At 43.8% G+C, this 15,106-nt stretch carries 18 protein-coding genes; 4 read left to right on the forward strand and 14 right to left on the reverse strand.

Features of this window, described 5'->3' with window-relative positions:
* Nucleotides 1-75: 75 nt before the first annotated feature.
* Nucleotides 76-1,044: a thioredoxin-disulfide reductase gene (trxB, locus tag POW22_RS13150; RefSeq protein ID WP_272833213.1), complete on the forward strand. Its 969-nt coding sequence runs from the start codon at nt 76-78 to the stop codon at nt 1,042-1,044.
* A gap of 46 nt (nt 1,045-1,090) precedes the next feature.
* On the opposite strand, the gene POW22_RS13155 is transcribed toward trxB, so the two are convergent.
* From POW22_RS13155 to POW22_RS13180, 6 genes are all read right to left on the reverse strand, one after another.
* Nucleotides 1,091-1,585: a nuclear transport factor 2 family protein gene (locus tag POW22_RS13155; RefSeq protein ID WP_272833214.1), complete on the reverse strand. Its 495-nt coding sequence runs from the start codon at nt 1,583-1,585 to the stop codon at nt 1,091-1,093.
* A 105-nt stretch (nt 1,586-1,690) separates the two neighbouring features.
* Complete coding sequence (locus POW22_RS13160; protein WP_272833215.1) at nt 1,691-2,407, reverse strand: head GIN domain-containing protein; 717 nt, start codon at nt 2,405-2,407, stop codon at nt 1,691-1,693.
* Nucleotides 2,408-2,426: 19 nt separating this feature from the next.
* A complete protein-coding gene (locus tag POW22_RS13165; protein ID WP_272833216.1) occupies nt 2,427-4,238 on the reverse strand; it encodes a PspC domain-containing protein in 1,812 nt (603 codons plus the stop codon).
* The gene (locus POW22_RS13170) at nt 4,235-4,573 is read right to left on the reverse strand and encodes a PadR family transcriptional regulator (RefSeq protein WP_272833217.1); all 339 of its coding nucleotides are present in this window, start codon (nt 4,571-4,573) and stop codon (nt 4,235-4,237) included. The genes POW22_RS13165 and POW22_RS13170 overlap by 4 nt, the downstream gene beginning before the upstream one ends.
* 21 nt (nt 4,574-4,594) lie before the next feature.
* Nucleotides 4,595-4,765 carry a hypothetical protein gene (locus POW22_RS13175; RefSeq protein WP_272833218.1) on the reverse strand — a complete coding sequence of 57 codons (171 nt, stop codon included), beginning with the start codon at nt 4,763-4,765 and terminating at the stop codon, nt 4,595-4,597.
* Nucleotides 4,749-5,369 carry a DUF4870 domain-containing protein gene (locus POW22_RS13180; RefSeq protein WP_272833219.1) on the reverse strand — a complete coding sequence of 207 codons (621 nt, stop codon included), beginning with the start codon at nt 5,367-5,369 and terminating at the stop codon, nt 4,749-4,751. The genes POW22_RS13175 and POW22_RS13180 overlap by 17 nt, the downstream gene beginning before the upstream one ends.
* A 144-nt stretch (nt 5,370-5,513) precedes the next feature.
* Here POW22_RS13180 and POW22_RS13185 point away from each other — a divergent pair, with 144 nt between their 5' ends.
* The 3 genes from POW22_RS13185 to POW22_RS13195 all read left to right on the forward strand — a co-directional run bounded on the left by POW22_RS13185 (nt 5,514) and on the right by POW22_RS13195 (nt 7,226).
* Complete coding sequence (locus POW22_RS13185; RefSeq protein WP_272833220.1) at nt 5,514-5,969, forward strand: DUF4442 domain-containing protein; 456 nt, start codon at nt 5,514-5,516, stop codon at nt 5,967-5,969.
* 90 nt (nt 5,970-6,059) lie between these two features.
* On the forward strand, nt 6,060-6,860 hold the full coding sequence (locus POW22_RS13190) for a TIGR00266 family protein (protein WP_272833221.1): 801 nt from the start codon (nt 6,060-6,062) through the stop codon (nt 6,858-6,860).
* 168 nt (nt 6,861-7,028) lie between these two features.
* On the forward strand, nt 7,029-7,226 hold the full coding sequence (locus POW22_RS13195) for a hypothetical protein (RefSeq protein WP_272833222.1): 198 nt from the start codon (nt 7,029-7,031) through the stop codon (nt 7,224-7,226).
* 59 nt (nt 7,227-7,285) lie between these two features.
* Here POW22_RS13195 and POW22_RS13200 read toward each other — a convergent pair whose 3' ends face one another.
* The 8 genes from POW22_RS13200 to POW22_RS13235 form a co-directional block, all read right to left on the reverse strand.
* A complete protein-coding gene (locus POW22_RS13200; protein WP_272833223.1) occupies nt 7,286-8,230 on the reverse strand; it encodes a LysR substrate-binding domain-containing protein in 945 nt (314 codons plus the stop codon).
* A gap of 131 nt (nt 8,231-8,361) precedes the next feature.
* Entirely contained in the window at nt 8,362-8,787 is a 426-nt protein-coding gene (locus tag POW22_RS13205) for a DUF2141 domain-containing protein (RefSeq protein WP_272833224.1), read from the reverse strand.
* Nucleotides 8,788-8,884: 97 nt separating this feature from the next.
* Nucleotides 8,885-10,219 carry a DUF58 domain-containing protein gene (locus tag POW22_RS13210; protein WP_272833225.1) on the reverse strand — a complete coding sequence of 445 codons (1,335 nt, stop codon included), beginning with the start codon at nt 10,217-10,219 and terminating at the stop codon, nt 8,885-8,887.
* The gene (locus POW22_RS13215; protein WP_419181002.1) at nt 10,220-11,293 is read right to left on the reverse strand and encodes an AAA family ATPase; all 1,074 of its coding nucleotides are present in this window, start codon (nt 11,291-11,293) and stop codon (nt 10,220-10,222) included.
* A 5-nt stretch (nt 11,294-11,298) separates the two neighbouring features.
* Nucleotides 11,299-12,501, reverse strand: coding sequence for a DUF4350 domain-containing protein (locus POW22_RS13220; RefSeq protein ID WP_272833226.1), 1,203 nt, complete (start codon nt 12,499-12,501; stop codon nt 11,299-11,301).
* Nucleotides 12,494-13,234, reverse strand: a complete 741-nt coding sequence (locus tag POW22_RS13225; protein ID WP_272833227.1) for a DUF4129 domain-containing protein — start codon at nt 13,232-13,234, stop codon at nt 12,494-12,496. Before POW22_RS13225 ends, POW22_RS13220 begins: the two co-directional genes overlap by 8 nt.
* Nucleotides 13,209-14,138 carry a hypothetical protein gene (locus POW22_RS13230; protein WP_272833228.1) on the reverse strand — a complete coding sequence of 310 codons (930 nt, stop codon included), beginning with the start codon at nt 14,136-14,138 and terminating at the stop codon, nt 13,209-13,211. The genes POW22_RS13225 and POW22_RS13230 overlap by 26 nt, the downstream gene beginning before the upstream one ends.
* Complete coding sequence (locus POW22_RS13235) at nt 14,125-15,087, reverse strand: stage II sporulation protein M (protein ID WP_272833229.1); 963 nt, start codon at nt 15,085-15,087, stop codon at nt 14,125-14,127. The genes POW22_RS13230 and POW22_RS13235 overlap by 14 nt, the downstream gene beginning before the upstream one ends.
* Between the last annotated feature and the right edge of the window lie 19 nt (nt 15,088-15,106).

Raw genomic sequence — 15,106 nt, forward strand, 5'->3', positions numbered from 1 at the left:
ATCAACATTCTTGATAACTTTTACTGTAAGGATTGCCTTTATTCTACTACTTTTACTGTATCAAATCAGAATGAAATGTCAGATACTATAGAACGCGTTAAATGTTTGATCATAGGCTCGGGACCTGCAGGGTACACCGCTGCCATTTATGCTTCTCGTGCCAATATGTTCCCAGTCTTGTACCAAGGAATGCAGCCGGGTGGGCAACTTACTACTACCAATGATGTAGAGAATTTTCCAGGCTATCCTGACGGAATTACCGGCCCGGAAATGATGATAGAACTGCAAAAGCAAGCCCAACGCTTTGGTACAGATGTACGAGACGGTTGGGTAACTAAAGTAGATTTTAGCGGACCAGTACATAAAATTTGGGTCAATGAGACTACAGAGATCCATGCAGATACCATCATTATCAGCACGGGAGCTTCTGCAAAATACCTAGGGCTAGAATCTGAACAAAAATATTTGAATCTCGGTGGAGGCGTATCGGCTTGTGCCGTTTGTGACGGATTCTTTTACCGCAATCAAGAAGTAGTGATCGTAGGAGCAGGGGACTCTGCTTGTGAAGAAGCGCACTACCTTTCTAAGTTGTGTAAAAAAGTAACCATGTTGGTGCGTCGTGATGAATTCCGCGCATCTAAGATCATGGAAGCGCGTGTGCGCAATACAGAGAATATTGAAATTCTCTTCAATACAGAAACCGATGAAGTCCTAGGAGACGGTCAAGTAGTTACAGGAGTTCGTGTAAAGAACAATATTACTGGCGCTACCGATGAGATCTCAGCAACAGGATTCTTCGTGGCGATCGGTCACAAACCCAACACAGACATCTTTAAAGGTTGGTTAGACATGGACGAGACTGGATACATCATTAACAAGGCAGGAACAGCGCATACCAATGTGCCTGGAGTCTTTGTTTCTGGAGATGCTGCAGACCATGTGTACCGCCAGGCGATCACTGCTGCAGGAACTGGATGTATGGCAGCCTTGGACGCAGAACGTTATTTAGCCGCTGTTGAAAGTGAATCCACAGTAGCTTCTTAATCGCTACTCGAATGAAAAGATAAAAGCCGCTTTTGAGCGGCTTTTTTTATTGCTGTGGTCCGTGGTTATAACTGTAAGAACGCTGCAGCATCCAATCGTCGCCTTCTTTTATCCAAAGGTGAGAGAATAGTGCAATAGACCCTTTTTGTTCGGGTCCATCATTCATACTGAAATAGAATTTGTGTTCTCCTTTCTGCAGCAAGCCGTACAGGGTTCCATCATTTTGATATAAAGGAAAGATCTCCGTAGAACCCGCAACTAGTTCCCGCCGACTTTTTCGGCCTGGGAAGTTGCAAATGTTTTGATCCACAGATTCAATAAATACCTGTTTGCCTTTGGTGATCCCGCCTTGATCGTGATAGAATTCAAAATCTTCACTGATAAGGCCTTGAAGCACTTCATTTTGACATTGATTAAAGGCGAGTTCAAACAGCAGGCTGTCTTTAGCCATGACCATTTTGTAATGTTCGTCTTGAGGGTCTAGCTGCGCAAAACTTAAGGCAGGGACTAGCAGGCAAACAAGGAGTTTGATTGTTTTCATAGTTGTTGATTGATGAATTTAAATTGAAAGACCGCCACAATTGTGGCGGTCCACTTCAACGTATGAATGAGCGTTATGGAGTTAGATCGCTCATTTCCGTTAGGACTACATCTTGCGAATTGCGCTTGATTTTCCGTCCTTTTTGTTCACGGTCATTGGGTCTCCGTAGTATTTGATGTCACCACCGCTGCTGGCTTTGGCATCAAGGCTTTCCGTTACGTTAACCACTATATCTGCACCGCTCGATACTTCAGCGCGTACTTTGGTCGCTTCTAGATTACGAGCATTGAGATCACTACCGCTAGAGGCGTCTGCTGTAAAGTATTTAGCGCGTCCGCTTATTTTGATATCAGCTCCAGAACTTGTTTTGGCTGTCACTTCACGTGCATCGATCTCTAATTCAAGATCGGCTCCGCTACTGCTGCTGATCTCTAATTGATCGGCTCTGATGATGTCGCTGGCAAGCACATCGGCACCGCTACTGGCTTCTACCACATTTAGGCTCGTATAGGTCACATAGACCTTTTTAGCGCTCGCGCGGTTGATGTTCTTGGTGGTTCTGATTTTAAGTACTCCATTGACTACTTCGGTTTCGATGAATTCGTGCAGGTTAGAATCTGCTTCTACCACTACTTTGTTCTCCGATCCCTCTTCCAGGAATACGTCCAGGCCGCTGGAACCTCTTACCCCATTGAAGTCATCGCTAAGGTTACGGGTTTTGGTGACTACATTGCCGTTGCCGCTTTCTGCATTGACCACAAGGTCAAAGTTGCAGGAAGTCATTACAAAGGCGCTTAAGATTGCTAAAATTGAAAGTCGCATACGTTTAAAGATTTAGTTGTTATTGATTTGATGAATTATTGATACTGTCATTAACCACTCCAGTTTGTGTTGCTGTAGTGTCCGTTACGGTCGATTGCGTTTGGGTCGTACCCTCGGTAGACGGCTCCACATCGTCTACCCAGGTGTCGCTTTTGCCCCAATCGTCGTCGTCCCAATCGTCACTGCTCCAGTCGTCATCGTCCCAACCGCTGGTGGTTCTATCTCCACGGTAGTTAGACTCTTTTCCGTCTGGACAGTTCAGACAAACCGTCTTTCCTTTTTCAATGCGTAGGAAGTACTCTTCATCGCCTCGAGTCAGGATATCGTCATAGTAAGAACTGTTAGAGTGGAAGGTTCTGGTGTTCTTGTCGGCAAAGAGAACGGACCCTTCTGGCAAGTACAGTATAACCTCTACTTCTTGATCACGGAACTTATCGGCCACATCGACTAAGAAATATCCGTCTAAATACAAGGTGTTTCCTTTCAGTTCATAATTATAGTTGATACGGTTGGCATATTCTCTAGAGCGCTGATAATCTGTAGAGTTAGCAGATTTTTCAATGCTGATTCTACCTTCTGGTTTGCTGGTTGATCTTACGATCAATCTAACGTCGTTGCTATAAAGGACACGGTTGCCGTCATCATCTCTTTTGATCTCAAATCCGCCGCTTCTGTTGGCTCGGTATTCAAAATTCTCATTAGAGACCATCTTAACACGTAAGGTGTCATTGGCGGTCACCGCTATTGGGTTCACTTGTTTCACGCTGCCTTCATTAGAGATCTCGGTCACCTCACGGATCGCAAAGATTCCCATCATGATCACTGCGGCAATCCAAGCGATACCTAAAGTGATCTTGGCTGGTGTTCCAATTGATTTGATGTTCGGAATCAAGATCTTCAATCCAAGTAGGAACAGTACAAAGAATGGAATACCCACCGCTAGAAGTACGGAGATAGAGATCAACCAAATTGGAGCACCAGAGGTGTTCACCACGGTGATATAATCGGTCAGATCGCTTCCCCAAAAGCTCACAGAGCCTAAAGAGAACATACTTACAATAAGGCTCACCAAGGTAGAGATCGCCGTGATCAGTAAAATGATTCCAATGAACTTGAAAATGATCTTAAAAAAGACGCTGAATACGCTCCCAACTCCGTCAAAAAAGCTAGAGGCTCCAGATTTGGCGCGTTTTCTTGCACCGTCTAAATCGACATCTTTTACCTTATCGGCGACGCGTTCGTACTCGTCCTTAATCTTTTTTTCAATGTTCTCTATTGTGACCGCGTCACCCTGCATGGTCAATTTGTCTGCAGTGCTTTCTGCGGCTGGAACCAAGATCCAGAATAAAATATATACTACAAGGAAGAATCCACTAGAGAATACAGTGAGTAAGATCCATAATAGACGCACCCAGATCGTATCGATCCCTAAATAGTGTCCCAATCCGGCAGCCACACCAGAAATGAATTTGTTGTCTACATCTCTAAAGAGCTGTTTGTAGTTTGCGCGTTTTTGGTACTCTTGCTTGCGTTGTTGCTTCGGAGGTGCATCGTCAAAGATCTCCTCGTCCACCATATAATCTTCAGGTTGGCCCATAACGGCAATAACCTCGTCTAATTCTTTGATAGAGATCACCTGAGAGATCGAATCTCTTTTCTCTGCAAATAGTTCGGCAATTCGGGCTTCGATATCACGGATGATCTCATCCTGTCCCTGAGGATCGGTAAAGGATTTTTTGATGGCATCCAGATAGCGATTCAGCTTGGCAAAGGCATCCTCGTCAATGTGGAAAAAGGTTCCGCCCAAATTTATATTGATTGTCTTTTTCATTTTGTTGATTTTACGCTAATTACTGTATTGACTGCCTGTTGCAGTTCGTCCCAGGTGTTGTTTAGTTCTTTTAGGAACAGCTTACCAGTTTCGGTTAGTTCATAATATTTTCGAGGCGGTCCGCTCGTGGATTCTTCCCAGCGATAGGATAGCAATCCGGCATTCTTTAGCCGTGTCAGCAGAGGGTAAATAGTCCCTTCAACTACCAGCATTTTAGCCTCTTTCAATGCGTCCAGGATATCTGAAGTATAGGCCTCTCCGTCTCTTAAGATGGACAGGATGCAAAACTCCAGTACGCCTTTTCTCATTTGTGCTTTTGTGTTCTCAATTTTCATGTTCTTTTCGTTTAATGAGAATTAACTATTCTCGGTTCCGAAGCGGATGGTCGTTGCAACGCAATCGATCTGTGCCGACTGCTCAACAACCGCTTCGATGGTCTTGGCTTGGTCTGCTAGAGGAAGTGCGGGACTCCCCGGACTCATTAGGTTTAGCACTGCGGCCATGACCATATTAACTAGATTGCTCATTTTTTGATGATGTGTTTTGTTCGTTTGATGATGATGAAGGCTCCGTAAAATCAACCTCAGGTTCTGAGGCCGAGTCTGTAGCCGTGGGTTCTTCAGAAGCTGGACCGCCAGCGGTTGCAGGGGTGAATTCAGCTTCTTCTGTTTTGATGAATCGTATACATAGGGGATAGCGGTAAAGCTCTCCGTTATTTGCTTTCATTGCGGCGGTAATCACGGCGTAGATCTCAAAAATAAAGATACAGAAGGCCAAGAGTACAGCTAGAAAGATCACCGTCAGGTATCCGCCTAATTCGTTTGCGTTTACCGAACGACTTCTGTAGTAGGCGTCGTCTAGGTGTTCTAGGATGCTGATGAAATCACCAGCGTGAAAGAACACGAACGGAAGACATAGAGCGGCGATGATAACGCCATAGAGTAATAGACTTAGCTGAAAGTTTATAGCCTCCCGTCCGTGGTGATCAATAAAAGCTTTTTCTCTGTTAGTGGTCCATAAGATAAGCGGACCAATAAAGTTCCCGAATGGGAAAAAGTACTTTAAAAAGGTCGCTAGGTGGATCGCCATTCCCAACGATTTGTCATTTTTTGATAAGCCAGTATTGTCCATTGCTTGTTATTTTCTTATGCAAATATATGTTTAAAAAACAGTACTTTGTTACGCATAGTACCTAATATTAACATTTTTTTAACAAAAAGTAATACTCGTTTCCATCCGTTGAGAAGTTGTATCTTAGCGCTCAAATCCCTTGCTATGGCGCTAACTCCCGGAAAGATCAACACCTTTACAGCCTTTAAATTACCCTCAGCCTTTTTAACGGGGGTTCGATTAAAATCGATTTCACAAGAGCGCTGTACAACGACGGTAAAACATCGTTGGATCAATCAAAACCCTTTCAATTCTATGTTTTGGGCCGTACAAGGAATGGCTGCGGAGCTCGCAACAGGAGCTTTGGTAATGGATGAGATCAAAGCCCAAGGCAAACCCATTTCTATGTTAGTGGCCAACAACAAGGCCAGCTTTAGTAAAAAGGCGCGTGGACGTATTACCTTTATATGTAATGATGGTTTGGCCATTAGAGCTGCCATTCAAAAGACCATTGAAACTGGGGAAGGCCAAACTTGCTGGATGCATGCAGAAGGGACCAACAGCGATGGAGTAGTGGTTTCCAGTTTTGATTTTGAGTGGACGGTTAAGCTTCGCTCTTAAGTAGTACCTCAGACTTAACACCTAATTAATACTATTAGGTGTAACATTCTTGCTGTCGCCACACTAATTGAATAAAACCAAACATTCAATATGACAGCACACGAAATTGATTATCACATTTACGGAGAGGAAATGCAATACGTCGAGATAGAGCTCGACCCTAATGAAGGTGTTATTGCAGAGGCCGGGAGTTTAATGATGATGGAAACGGAGATCGATATGCAAACCATCTTTGGAGATGGTTCCAAGCAAGATCAAAGTTTTATGGGCAAACTCTGGGGAGCTGGTAAGCGCCTTTTAACCGGAGAGAGTCTCTTTATGACGGCTTATTACAATACCGCCTTTGATAAACGTAAAGTCAGCTTTGCATCACCCTATCCCGGGAAGATCATTGCTATAGATCTGGCCAAGCAGGGCGGGAAGTTCGTTTGCCAAAAGGACGCGTTTTTATGCGCGGCCAAGGGAGTATCTGTGGGTATAGAGTTTTCTAAAAAATTAGGTCGCGGTCTATTTGGTGGTGAAGGCTTCATTATGCAGAAGTTAGAAGGTGACGGGATGGCTTTTGTTCATGCCGGCGGAACCACTGCAGTTAAGGAACTCGCTCCAGGAGAAAAACTCAAGGTAGATACGGGTTGTATCATTGGTTTTGATCAAACCGTGAATTATGACATTGAGTTTGTTGGAGGTATTAAGAATACCATTTTTGGTGGAGAAGGAATGTTCTTTGCAAGCTTAACAGGTCCAGGGACCGTTTATATTCAATCCTTACCCTTTAGCCGCTTGGCTGGGCGCGTGCTTGCAGCGGCTCCAAGAGGAGGCGGAAAGGACAAAGGTGAAGGAAGTATCTTAGGCGGTTTAGGTGATCTGCTGGATGGAGATCGTAGTTTCTAAGCCTCGTGAATTGTTATTTTAGTCTTAAAAAATACCCTTTTGGTTGTTAAAACTGCAAGTGGATAGAAATTCCATATTGGATTTTTTATTATCTTGAGGTCAAGATTAAACAAAACGCCTATTGCAACATCATTACGCTTTTTTACCCTAACTTAATTAAATTAAACTATGGCAAGAGCGATGTTTGATTACACCAAAGCGGTACTGGCTAAGGTCAGTTTTGATCCGCAGTTGTTCTGCAAGGAGTTGAATAAAGCAATGAATAGATTGCTCCCCCATGAGATAGAGGAACTCCGAATCTGGGTAAATTCACTGATCAAGCAGAACCCCGAATTAAATCAATGTCTTATTTATTTAAACCCATAAAAAAAGCCTCCACTAGGAGGCTTTTTTATTGCTTCATATACTGCGGTAAAGTTCTATAATTACTTTTTGTTCGGTAGTGGACTGATGATCTGTACATCCTGATAGGCGATTGCGCCACGTACCACACCAGAGATCACGTCAAACATAGCATCAATGATCTGGATCTTGAGTTCGCTTTTAGGATAGATCAGACTCACTTCTCGCGCAGGAGCAGGATCGTTAAAGTGATGCAGGTTGGCTTTTTGTCTTTCCCCCAGATCTAAGGTGTGTAAATAAGGCAGTAGCGTCATTCCCATACCTTCTTCAGAGAGTTTTATCAAAGTTTCAAAGCTGCCGCTTTCAATTTGGAAACGGTCATCCAGACTGGTTTTGGCCGATTTACACAAATTGATCACTCCGTCTCTAAAACAGTGCCCGTCTTCTAACAGTAAAATATCATCTATGTCCAGATCGCCAATGGCAATGGTCTGGTTGTTGGCCAGTCGGTGTTGCCCAGGTACGTAAGCCACAAAAGGCTCGTAGTAAAGTACCCGTTCTTTTATATTTTCTTGGAGTAGCGGCGTGGCTGCAATTCCAGCGTCTAAATGGCCTTCGTCCAGTTTTTGGATGAGATCGTCTGTATTGAGCTCTTCGATCTTTAAGAGCACCTTGGGAAACTTATTGGTAAAGTTTCTCAGAAACATAGGTAAGAGCGTGGGCATAACCGTAGGGATAATACCCAGTTTGAACTCTCCGCCAATAAAACCTTTCTGTTGATCCACGATGTCTTGGATCCTGTCAGCCTCATTGACAATATTCTTAGCCTGCTGCACGATCTTTTTACCGATCTCCGTAAGCGCAATCGGTTTTTTGGTACGATCAAAGATCAATACATCCAGCTGATCTTCTAATTTTTGGATCTGCATACTCAGTGTGGGCTGCGTAACAAAGGTCTTTTCTGCGGCCTTGGTGAAATTCTGGTGTTCCGCCACGGCAAGGACGTATTTGAGCTGGGTAATGGTCATAGTGCTGCTTTGAGGCAAAGATACAAACAATAGTTAAAACTTATGGAAGCTTGAGCTTTGTTAGAAAGGGTCTATAAATAAAAACTCCCGCCATGGGCAGGAGTTCATTCACAAACTAAGGGAATGTTGTATTACATACGTATTTCTAATTCAAGGTTTTCTTTGGCTACTTCAAATTTCGCATCGGCCCAAGTTGGTGGGCCCATAGACATATTGTTGTTGGAAACTCCGTAATCTTCTAGAGGCATTCCATTGGCTTGAAAGTTCATTTGATCGTCGTTGTTACGATCGTGAAAGCACATTACGGCGTAGGTTCCTGGGGTTACTCCTTCAAAAGTAACGATGGCTTTTCCGTCTACGATTTGGCTTACTTGTCCGGCTAAAGGCGCTTTCATAAAGGTAGACTCATTGTGAAGCCCAAAGATCACTTTTCCTTCTGTGCTCTGTACAGGCACGGTAACGGTGATACTAATTCCTTCTTCTGATTGTGCAAAGGCTGAGTGGATGGCTCCCATGAGCATTAAGGTTAGTGTGAAGACGATGTTTTTGACTGACATGGTGTGTGTTTTTATTGTTAGACAGGTCAAAGATGCGATAGTGGCATCGGTCTTCATAAAACAAAACACCGAACTGTAAAAAAATCAGGCTGAACTGTTACAACAATCCTCTGGCCTTAATTTCCAGATACTTATTTATCGTGTTGATGGTCAGATTCTCCGGAGCGGTAAGTATGGCTTGGATCCCGTATTTCTTGAGCTCGTTGGCAATAAGCTTCTTTTCATAGACAAACTTTTCCGCGATGGTCTTCTGGAAGATCTCACGAGTAGTTTCTGCCGGTTCTTGGGTCATGGCTGCCAATTCGGTATTCTCAAAAAAGATCACTACCAACAAATGCGTTTTGGCTATGGCTTGCAAGTAGGGCAGTTGCCTGTGCAGCGCATCTAAGGTTTCAAAGTTGGTATAGAGCAACAGTAAGCTTCGCGATTTGATGCGTCTTTTAATATCTACATACAGCCTTGAAAAATCACTTTCTGCAAAGTCTGTGTTGATGTTGTAAAGCGTTTCCAAGATCAGATTCATTTGGGAACGACGCTGTTTGGCGACAATCTGGTTCTCTACCTTTCGTGAAAAACTGAACATCCCGGCCTTGTCTTGTTTTTTAAGCACGATGTTAGAGATCACCAAGGTGGCATTAATGGCGTAGTCCAACAAACTCAGTTGGTTGAAAGGCATTTTCATCACCCTTCCCGTATCAATGACAGAATAAACCGGTTGGGATTTTTCATCCTGATACTGGTTGACCATCAAGGCGTTTTTCTTGGCGGTAGCCTTCCAGTTGATATTGCGCACGTCATCTCCGGCTACATAATCCTTGATCTGTTCAAACTCTAGCGTATTCCCAATCTTACGGATCTTTTTGAGTCCAAACATCTTTAGTTTATTGGTAAAGGCAACGAATTCATACTTTTTGAGCTGAAGGAATGACGGATAGTTCGGCACCATGGCGTCATAGTCATACTGCTGTCGGCGCCAAGCCAATCCCAAAATGGTTGAGGTGAACACATTCAGATTCCCAAAGTGATACTCGCCACGTTCTGTGGGCCGTACTTGATAGGTAATGAGCTTTTCCTTACCGCTACCGATCTGTGTGAGCAGTTCAAAATCACGGATCTGCCATTGTTTGGGCAATTCGTCTATGATCCTGAGATGCGCAGTAAAGCGAAAGCTGTTGCGCAATTTAATCTTAACGTCATTGTCGTCTCCGTTAGAGAGCTTTTCCGGCAGTTCGCGTTGGGCTTCTATTCCCAATTTATTTCGATACAATAAAAGTATATCCAAAACCGTCAAAACAAGCAGTATGGTCAGCAATAGGCGAGCCACTCCGTAGAGATCCTCAGAAAAGAAGGACAATACAAAGAGCAGCACTATGCTGATCAACACCGCAAAGAAGCGGTTTCTCAGGTAGAGACTTTTAATGAATCGTTTCACTTAGCGCGGAATTTCTTGTGATTCAATGATCTGTGCAATGACGCGGTCTGCGGTGAAACCTTCCATCTCGCGTTCTGGCGTTACAATAACGCGGTGGCGCAGGACTGGAACAGTGACCGTTTTGATATCGTCTGGAGTCACAAAGTCACGTCCTTCAATTGCAGCCTTGGCTTTAGCACTGTTCATAATGGCAATGGAAGCACGTGGCGAGGCTCCCAAATACAGGTTGGGGTTGGTACGGGTCTGGTTGACCAATTCCGCAATGTATTTGATCAGGTTGTCTTCTATCAAGATCTTTTTGACCGTTTGCTGATAGTCGATGATCTTTTCTGCCGAGAGTACCGCTTGAATGTCTTGAAACGGATCGTGATCTTCTCTGTGATGCTCATTTTTTAGAATGAGGATCTCTTCCTCTAAAGCGGGATAGTCCACATTGATCTTAAAGAGGAAACGGTCCAATTGCGCTTCTGGCAAGGCGTAGGTTCCTTCTTGTTCAATAGGGTTCTGCGTGGCAAATACCAAAAAGGGTTGTTCCATATTGTTTTGAACCCCGTCAATGGTTATTTGACGTTCTGCCATTACTTCAAATAATGCCGCCTGTGTTTTTGCTGGCGCCCGGTTGATCTCGTCAATAAGGACAATATTAGAGAATATAGGACCTGCCTTAAATTCAAATTCTTGGTCCTTTACATTGAAAATGGAGGTTCCCAAAATATCACTCGGCATGAGATCTGGAGTAAATTGAATTCTATTGAAATCCACATTTAAGGACTTCGCCAACAACTTTGCAGTGACCGTTTTGGCTACTCCTGGAACCCCTTCGATCAAAGAATGCCCATTGGCCAATAAAGAGATGACCAGAAGCTCTACCATTTGTTCTTGGCCTACAATAATCTTCCCAATCTCTGATTTGATCTGAGCCACAGCCTCACTTAATTCGCTGAGGTCGATTCGGGCGTTGAAGGACATATCTCCGGTTGGAGCAGCTTCGGGCGCCTGATTTTCTGCTTGTGGCGTTTCCGGGTATTGCGGCTGCGATTGTTGCTCGTCTTGCGGCTGTTTAGGATCTTCCATAATTGTTATTTATAAAATTTTTCTAAGGCTTTATTGAGTCTGATCAGATCTGACTCGCTGTGTATACTTTTTCCTTTTAAGGCGTTGATCAATTGGATCAGTTCTTGAGTTTCTTCTTTGGGATTCCCGCTTTTACTGGCTAATCGAACTATAAAATCCTCATTCAAGTTTTCTGTATTCAAATAGTAATCTGAACGAATGCGCTCTAAGAAATAGGTGATCCGCTTGGCAATGATATTACTGAAGTTCTTGTACTGAAAATGCAGATTCCCTATGGTGGCAGTAAAATCCTTGCTGTCATTGCGCAGGGGTTCCACCAGCGGTATCATGCGTTGCTCGCGTTTGGCGCGTACCAGCACAAACAGCAGTAAACCGCCAATGACCAAATAATAGGCCCAGCGCAATCCTTTTTGATTCAAAACATAGCGCAAGGGGCTGCCAATAAATACTCTTCCAGACTTTAGGTGCTCATCCCAATAGATCTTTGAGGGTTCCAGATAGGACAAAACAGCTGCGGTGTAGTTAGAAGCGCCGTCTAACATATAGTAGTTGCTAAAGGCCTGGGGTAGAGTATGTAAATAAATGCTGCCTTCACCTACAGGTACACGGACATAATTTAAAAGATCTTCTTCTCGCTCTTCAGTGACCAAATTCTTATTGAGCACATCCATGGCACCGAGCACGGTAGTCTGCAAGGTGTCTATTTCTGAAAAGTGAACCGGGATTATTGTTTTTTGAAAAAGTGGAGGTTCGTCCAAGGCCAAGCCTGGGTTGTAGAGTTGTGGCCGGGCTTCTGCTTCTCTAAAGCTGTATTCTCTAGAGATGTCCAGCTTCAAGGTATCTAACAATACTTCTCCAAAGGCATTGCTGGAAAGGAAAACCGTGTTTCCGGCTTCAGCAAATTTTAAAAGCCGATCTACTTGGTTTCCATCCAAACGCAGGTAGGCATTCACAAAGAAATAGAGTTCGCCGGTTCCGTAGTCTTCACGTTGCAAGAATTCAAAAGGATCCTCAGTAACCCGCTTCACAGGAGCATCAAAGAAGTCCCCGAGTTCTTCATAGGCTATGTGCCCGCCCAATGGAGTTTTGGCCGTAGTGGTGTAATTGGGTGACCAGTCCAAGGGTTTTGGGCGCATGATCTCCACGACCATCAATACTATAAGGGCAACCCCAAAGGCGATCAATATGCGTTTGGATCTTTTATCCATAGCGGTTGATGGTTTTTTGAAGTTGCTCAAAGCGCTCTGCCGCCTGATTGAATCGTTGTTTGTCTATGGGGAACTCCCCGTACCAAACATAGTCGTAGAGTCTGCTTACGGTCTTGAATTCATTTTTGAGTTGATCGGATTCTAATTCGCGCAGGTAATCGTTATTCGTCTTTTCAAAATGCCACTCAATCAAGCGTTTGCCAGAGAGGTCTTTTAATGCCTTTAAGAACATATAGCGAACGGCCAATCGGTAATCGCCCTGCTGCAAGGCTTCATCAATAAGCGCTTGCAAATCGATTTGTGCCAAGTCTTCTTCTTGGGCTAGAATAGGAGCCAAGGCGGTATTGTTTCCGCCAAAGAAAGCTGTGGCTTGTTGCCCCAATAACAATCGAACCATCAAATAAAGTCCTCCAGCTATCATAATGACGTAGAGTAGGGTTTCCACAATTTTATAGGTCTCCGGGCTCATTTCAACTCCAAAGACCTCTGCCAACCAATCTAAGAAACCACCAATGACACGCGCAATGACATTTTCTCCGCTACCAGCACTTTCTTCATAATCAAAACTGCTGCCATCGTATTTATCGTCTAAGTCGGATTCAAACTGTCGCCCTTCAATAGGAGTATCATCATAATTGATCTCAGCAGGTTGCTCTTGCGAGAACCCCATCAGTGGTAACAACCAAAGCAGTATGTAAAACAATCCTTTAGTCCCCAAGCCCGATCTGTTCAATTTTAGTGCGTAAAAAGGTATTGGTCTTTGCCTCTTGCAAGGATAGATACAAGCCAGCGTTCATGAATTGACTGATGGCTTGCGCATAGATAGAGACCAAGGTAGCGATAGACACAAAAAGCGTCCATATGATGGTGACTATGCTGTCGGTCATTTTCACACTCTGTTGGTCTACAGCGTGGTAAAAGATCACTCCGGCAATGATTGCGGGGATACTCAGAATAAAAAGTCGCAGCATACCAATGATCAATCCCAACACAAAATTGATCCCGACGCTTTTCCAAAAGCTTGCCATTACCAAATTCCAACCAATTCCTAAGGCTTCACTAGCGCTTAGATCGTCGTGAAACATAGCCATACAAGAGACTCCGGCCCATGCAGTAAGCATAAAGAACATGGCGTAACCGAATAGGAACCCTAAGACAGGGATAAAATTCACCAACACAAAAAGAATGAACCAGCCGATGAAGATCAAAATGAGCAGCAACATAAAAACTGCTAGGTTTCCGCCTTTATTTTTTAAAAGTTGCCATACGTCTCTGCCGTCTATGGGTTCGTCATTATCCCGTTTGAAATACAAGGACATGTAAGCAGAGCTCAAGCCGTAATTCACCGCACCCACAATTAAAAGCATGATCATATAACACAAAACTCCTAAACCTGCCATGGCAGCATAACTGTCTGTGTCTTGAGGCTCGTTGTAGAGTCCTATGCCGCTAATGACCCCAAAATAACCCGAGACCATCAAATAGCTCAAGCCAATAAAGGCCAGCATAAACCAACCGTTGTAAAGTAAAAAGATATTGCTGAAGTCCTTCCAATTGAACTTTACAAAGTCAAAGAAATAGGAAATGAGCTGGCCAAAATCCAGCTTTTGTCTGAACTCTACCTTATCGTGCTGCATGGGCTCTGTGGAGTTGGATCGGATAAATAATATAATAGAAAATGATCAGTGCGAATGAACCGCCAATGATCAACAACGCCATCCAAATGGGCATGTCGTTGTACCGTGTTATAAAACCTTCTATAAAGCCGGCAATAATGAAAAACGGAAAAGTGCTCACTACGATCTTTAAGCCGTCTTTGGCTGCTCGAACAAAGGACAATCGCCTGGAAAAGGTCTTGGGGAAAAGGATTCCATTACCCATGACCATTCCGGCACAGCCAGCTACAACGATCACAGAAAGCTCAATAGCTCCGTGGAGCATAATATTTTTAGAGGCTTGCCAAAACACTTCGTTATTCGCAAACATTGTAAAAAAGGCACCGACCATAACTCCGTTGGAGAATAATACGTAGGCAGAACCTACTGAGGTAATAACTCCAAAGGCAAAGGCCAAAATAGACACGCGAATATTGTTTACAGTAATGGCCAGAAAAGTTCCCCATTCGCTACCGGTGCCGTAAATGGCCGTCGGGTTTCCGTTTTCAATATTGTTCAAGGTCTCGTTGACATAACCGTCTCCTAAAATCAGCCTTACAAAGGTGTCGTCATACAAACTGCTTATCGCGCCTATGAATATCGCAGCGGCAAAAACCAAAAAGGCGTAGAGCAGGGTGCGTTGATGCTGATAGAAAAAGAGCGGAAACTCCTCCTTCCAGAAACTGATGACCCGGTTCTTGTCTTCCTTCTTGTTCTTATAGATCTGCTGATGCGCTTGAGAGGTCAGCGAATTGAGGTACTGCAGCGTTTTAGAATCGGGAAAATAGGTCTGGGCATAAGCCAGATCATTGGTCAAATGAATGTAGTGATCAGCGAGCGTATCAGGGTTGATCTGCGACTTAAGTGCTATTGCTTTTTCAAAAGCGATCCATTTTTCTTTATTTTGCTTAACAAAAGCCGCCTCGCGCATTCAGTAATTTTTTCTTAAA

It is taken from the genome of Gilvibacter sediminis, from assembly GCF_028561565.1.
In the GTDB taxonomy this organism is placed as follows: Bacteria; Bacteroidota; Bacteroidia; order Flavobacteriales; family Flavobacteriaceae; genus Gilvibacter; species Gilvibacter sediminis.

What these genes read in the sequence shown, in the direction of transcription:
- trxB (WP_272833213.1), top strand. Translation starts at nt 76, where the DNA reads ATGTCAGATACTATAGAACGCGTTAAATGTTTGATCATAGGCTCGGGA.
- POW22_RS13155 (WP_272833214.1), bottom strand. Translation starts at nt 1,585, where the DNA reads ATGAAAACAATCAAACTCCTTGTTTGCCTGCTAGTCCCTGCCTTAAGT.
- POW22_RS13160 (WP_272833215.1), bottom strand. Translation starts at nt 2,407, where the DNA reads ATGCGACTTTCAATTTTAGCAATCTTAAGCGCCTTTGTAATGACTTCC.
- POW22_RS13165 (WP_272833216.1), bottom strand. Translation starts at nt 4,238, where the DNA reads ATGAAAAAGACAATCAATATAAATTTGGGCGGAACCTTTTTCCACATT.
- POW22_RS13170 (WP_272833217.1), bottom strand. Translation starts at nt 4,573, where the DNA reads ATGAAAATTGAGAACACAAAAGCACAAATGAGAAAAGGCGTACTGGAG.
- POW22_RS13175 (WP_272833218.1), bottom strand. Translation starts at nt 4,765, where the DNA reads ATGAGCAATCTAGTTAATATGGTCATGGCCGCAGTGCTAAACCTAATG.
- POW22_RS13180 (WP_272833219.1), bottom strand. Translation starts at nt 5,369, where the DNA reads ATGGACAATACTGGCTTATCAAAAAATGACAAATCGTTGGGAATGGCG.
- POW22_RS13185 (WP_272833220.1), top strand. Translation starts at nt 5,514, where the DNA reads ATGGCGCTAACTCCCGGAAAGATCAACACCTTTACAGCCTTTAAATTA.
- POW22_RS13190 (WP_272833221.1), top strand. Translation starts at nt 6,060, where the DNA reads ATGACAGCACACGAAATTGATTATCACATTTACGGAGAGGAAATGCAA.
- POW22_RS13195 (WP_272833222.1), top strand. Translation starts at nt 7,029, where the DNA reads ATGGCAAGAGCGATGTTTGATTACACCAAAGCGGTACTGGCTAAGGTC.
- POW22_RS13200 (WP_272833223.1), bottom strand. Translation starts at nt 8,230, where the DNA reads ATGACCATTACCCAGCTCAAATACGTCCTTGCCGTGGCGGAACACCAG.
- POW22_RS13205 (WP_272833224.1), bottom strand. Translation starts at nt 8,787, where the DNA reads ATGTCAGTCAAAAACATCGTCTTCACACTAACCTTAATGCTCATGGGA.
- POW22_RS13215 (WP_419181002.1), bottom strand. Translation starts at nt 11,293, where the DNA reads ATGGAAGATCCTAAACAGCCGCAAGACGAGCAACAATCGCAGCCGCAA.
- POW22_RS13220 (WP_272833226.1), bottom strand. Translation starts at nt 12,501, where the DNA reads ATGGATAAAAGATCCAAACGCATATTGATCGCCTTTGGGGTTGCCCTT.
- POW22_RS13230 (WP_272833228.1), bottom strand. Translation starts at nt 14,138, where the DNA reads ATGCAGCACGATAAGGTAGAGTTCAGACAAAAGCTGGATTTTGGCCAG.
- POW22_RS13235 (WP_272833229.1), bottom strand. Translation starts at nt 15,087, where the DNA reads ATGCGCGAGGCGGCTTTTGTTAAGCAAAATAAAGAAAAATGGATCGCT.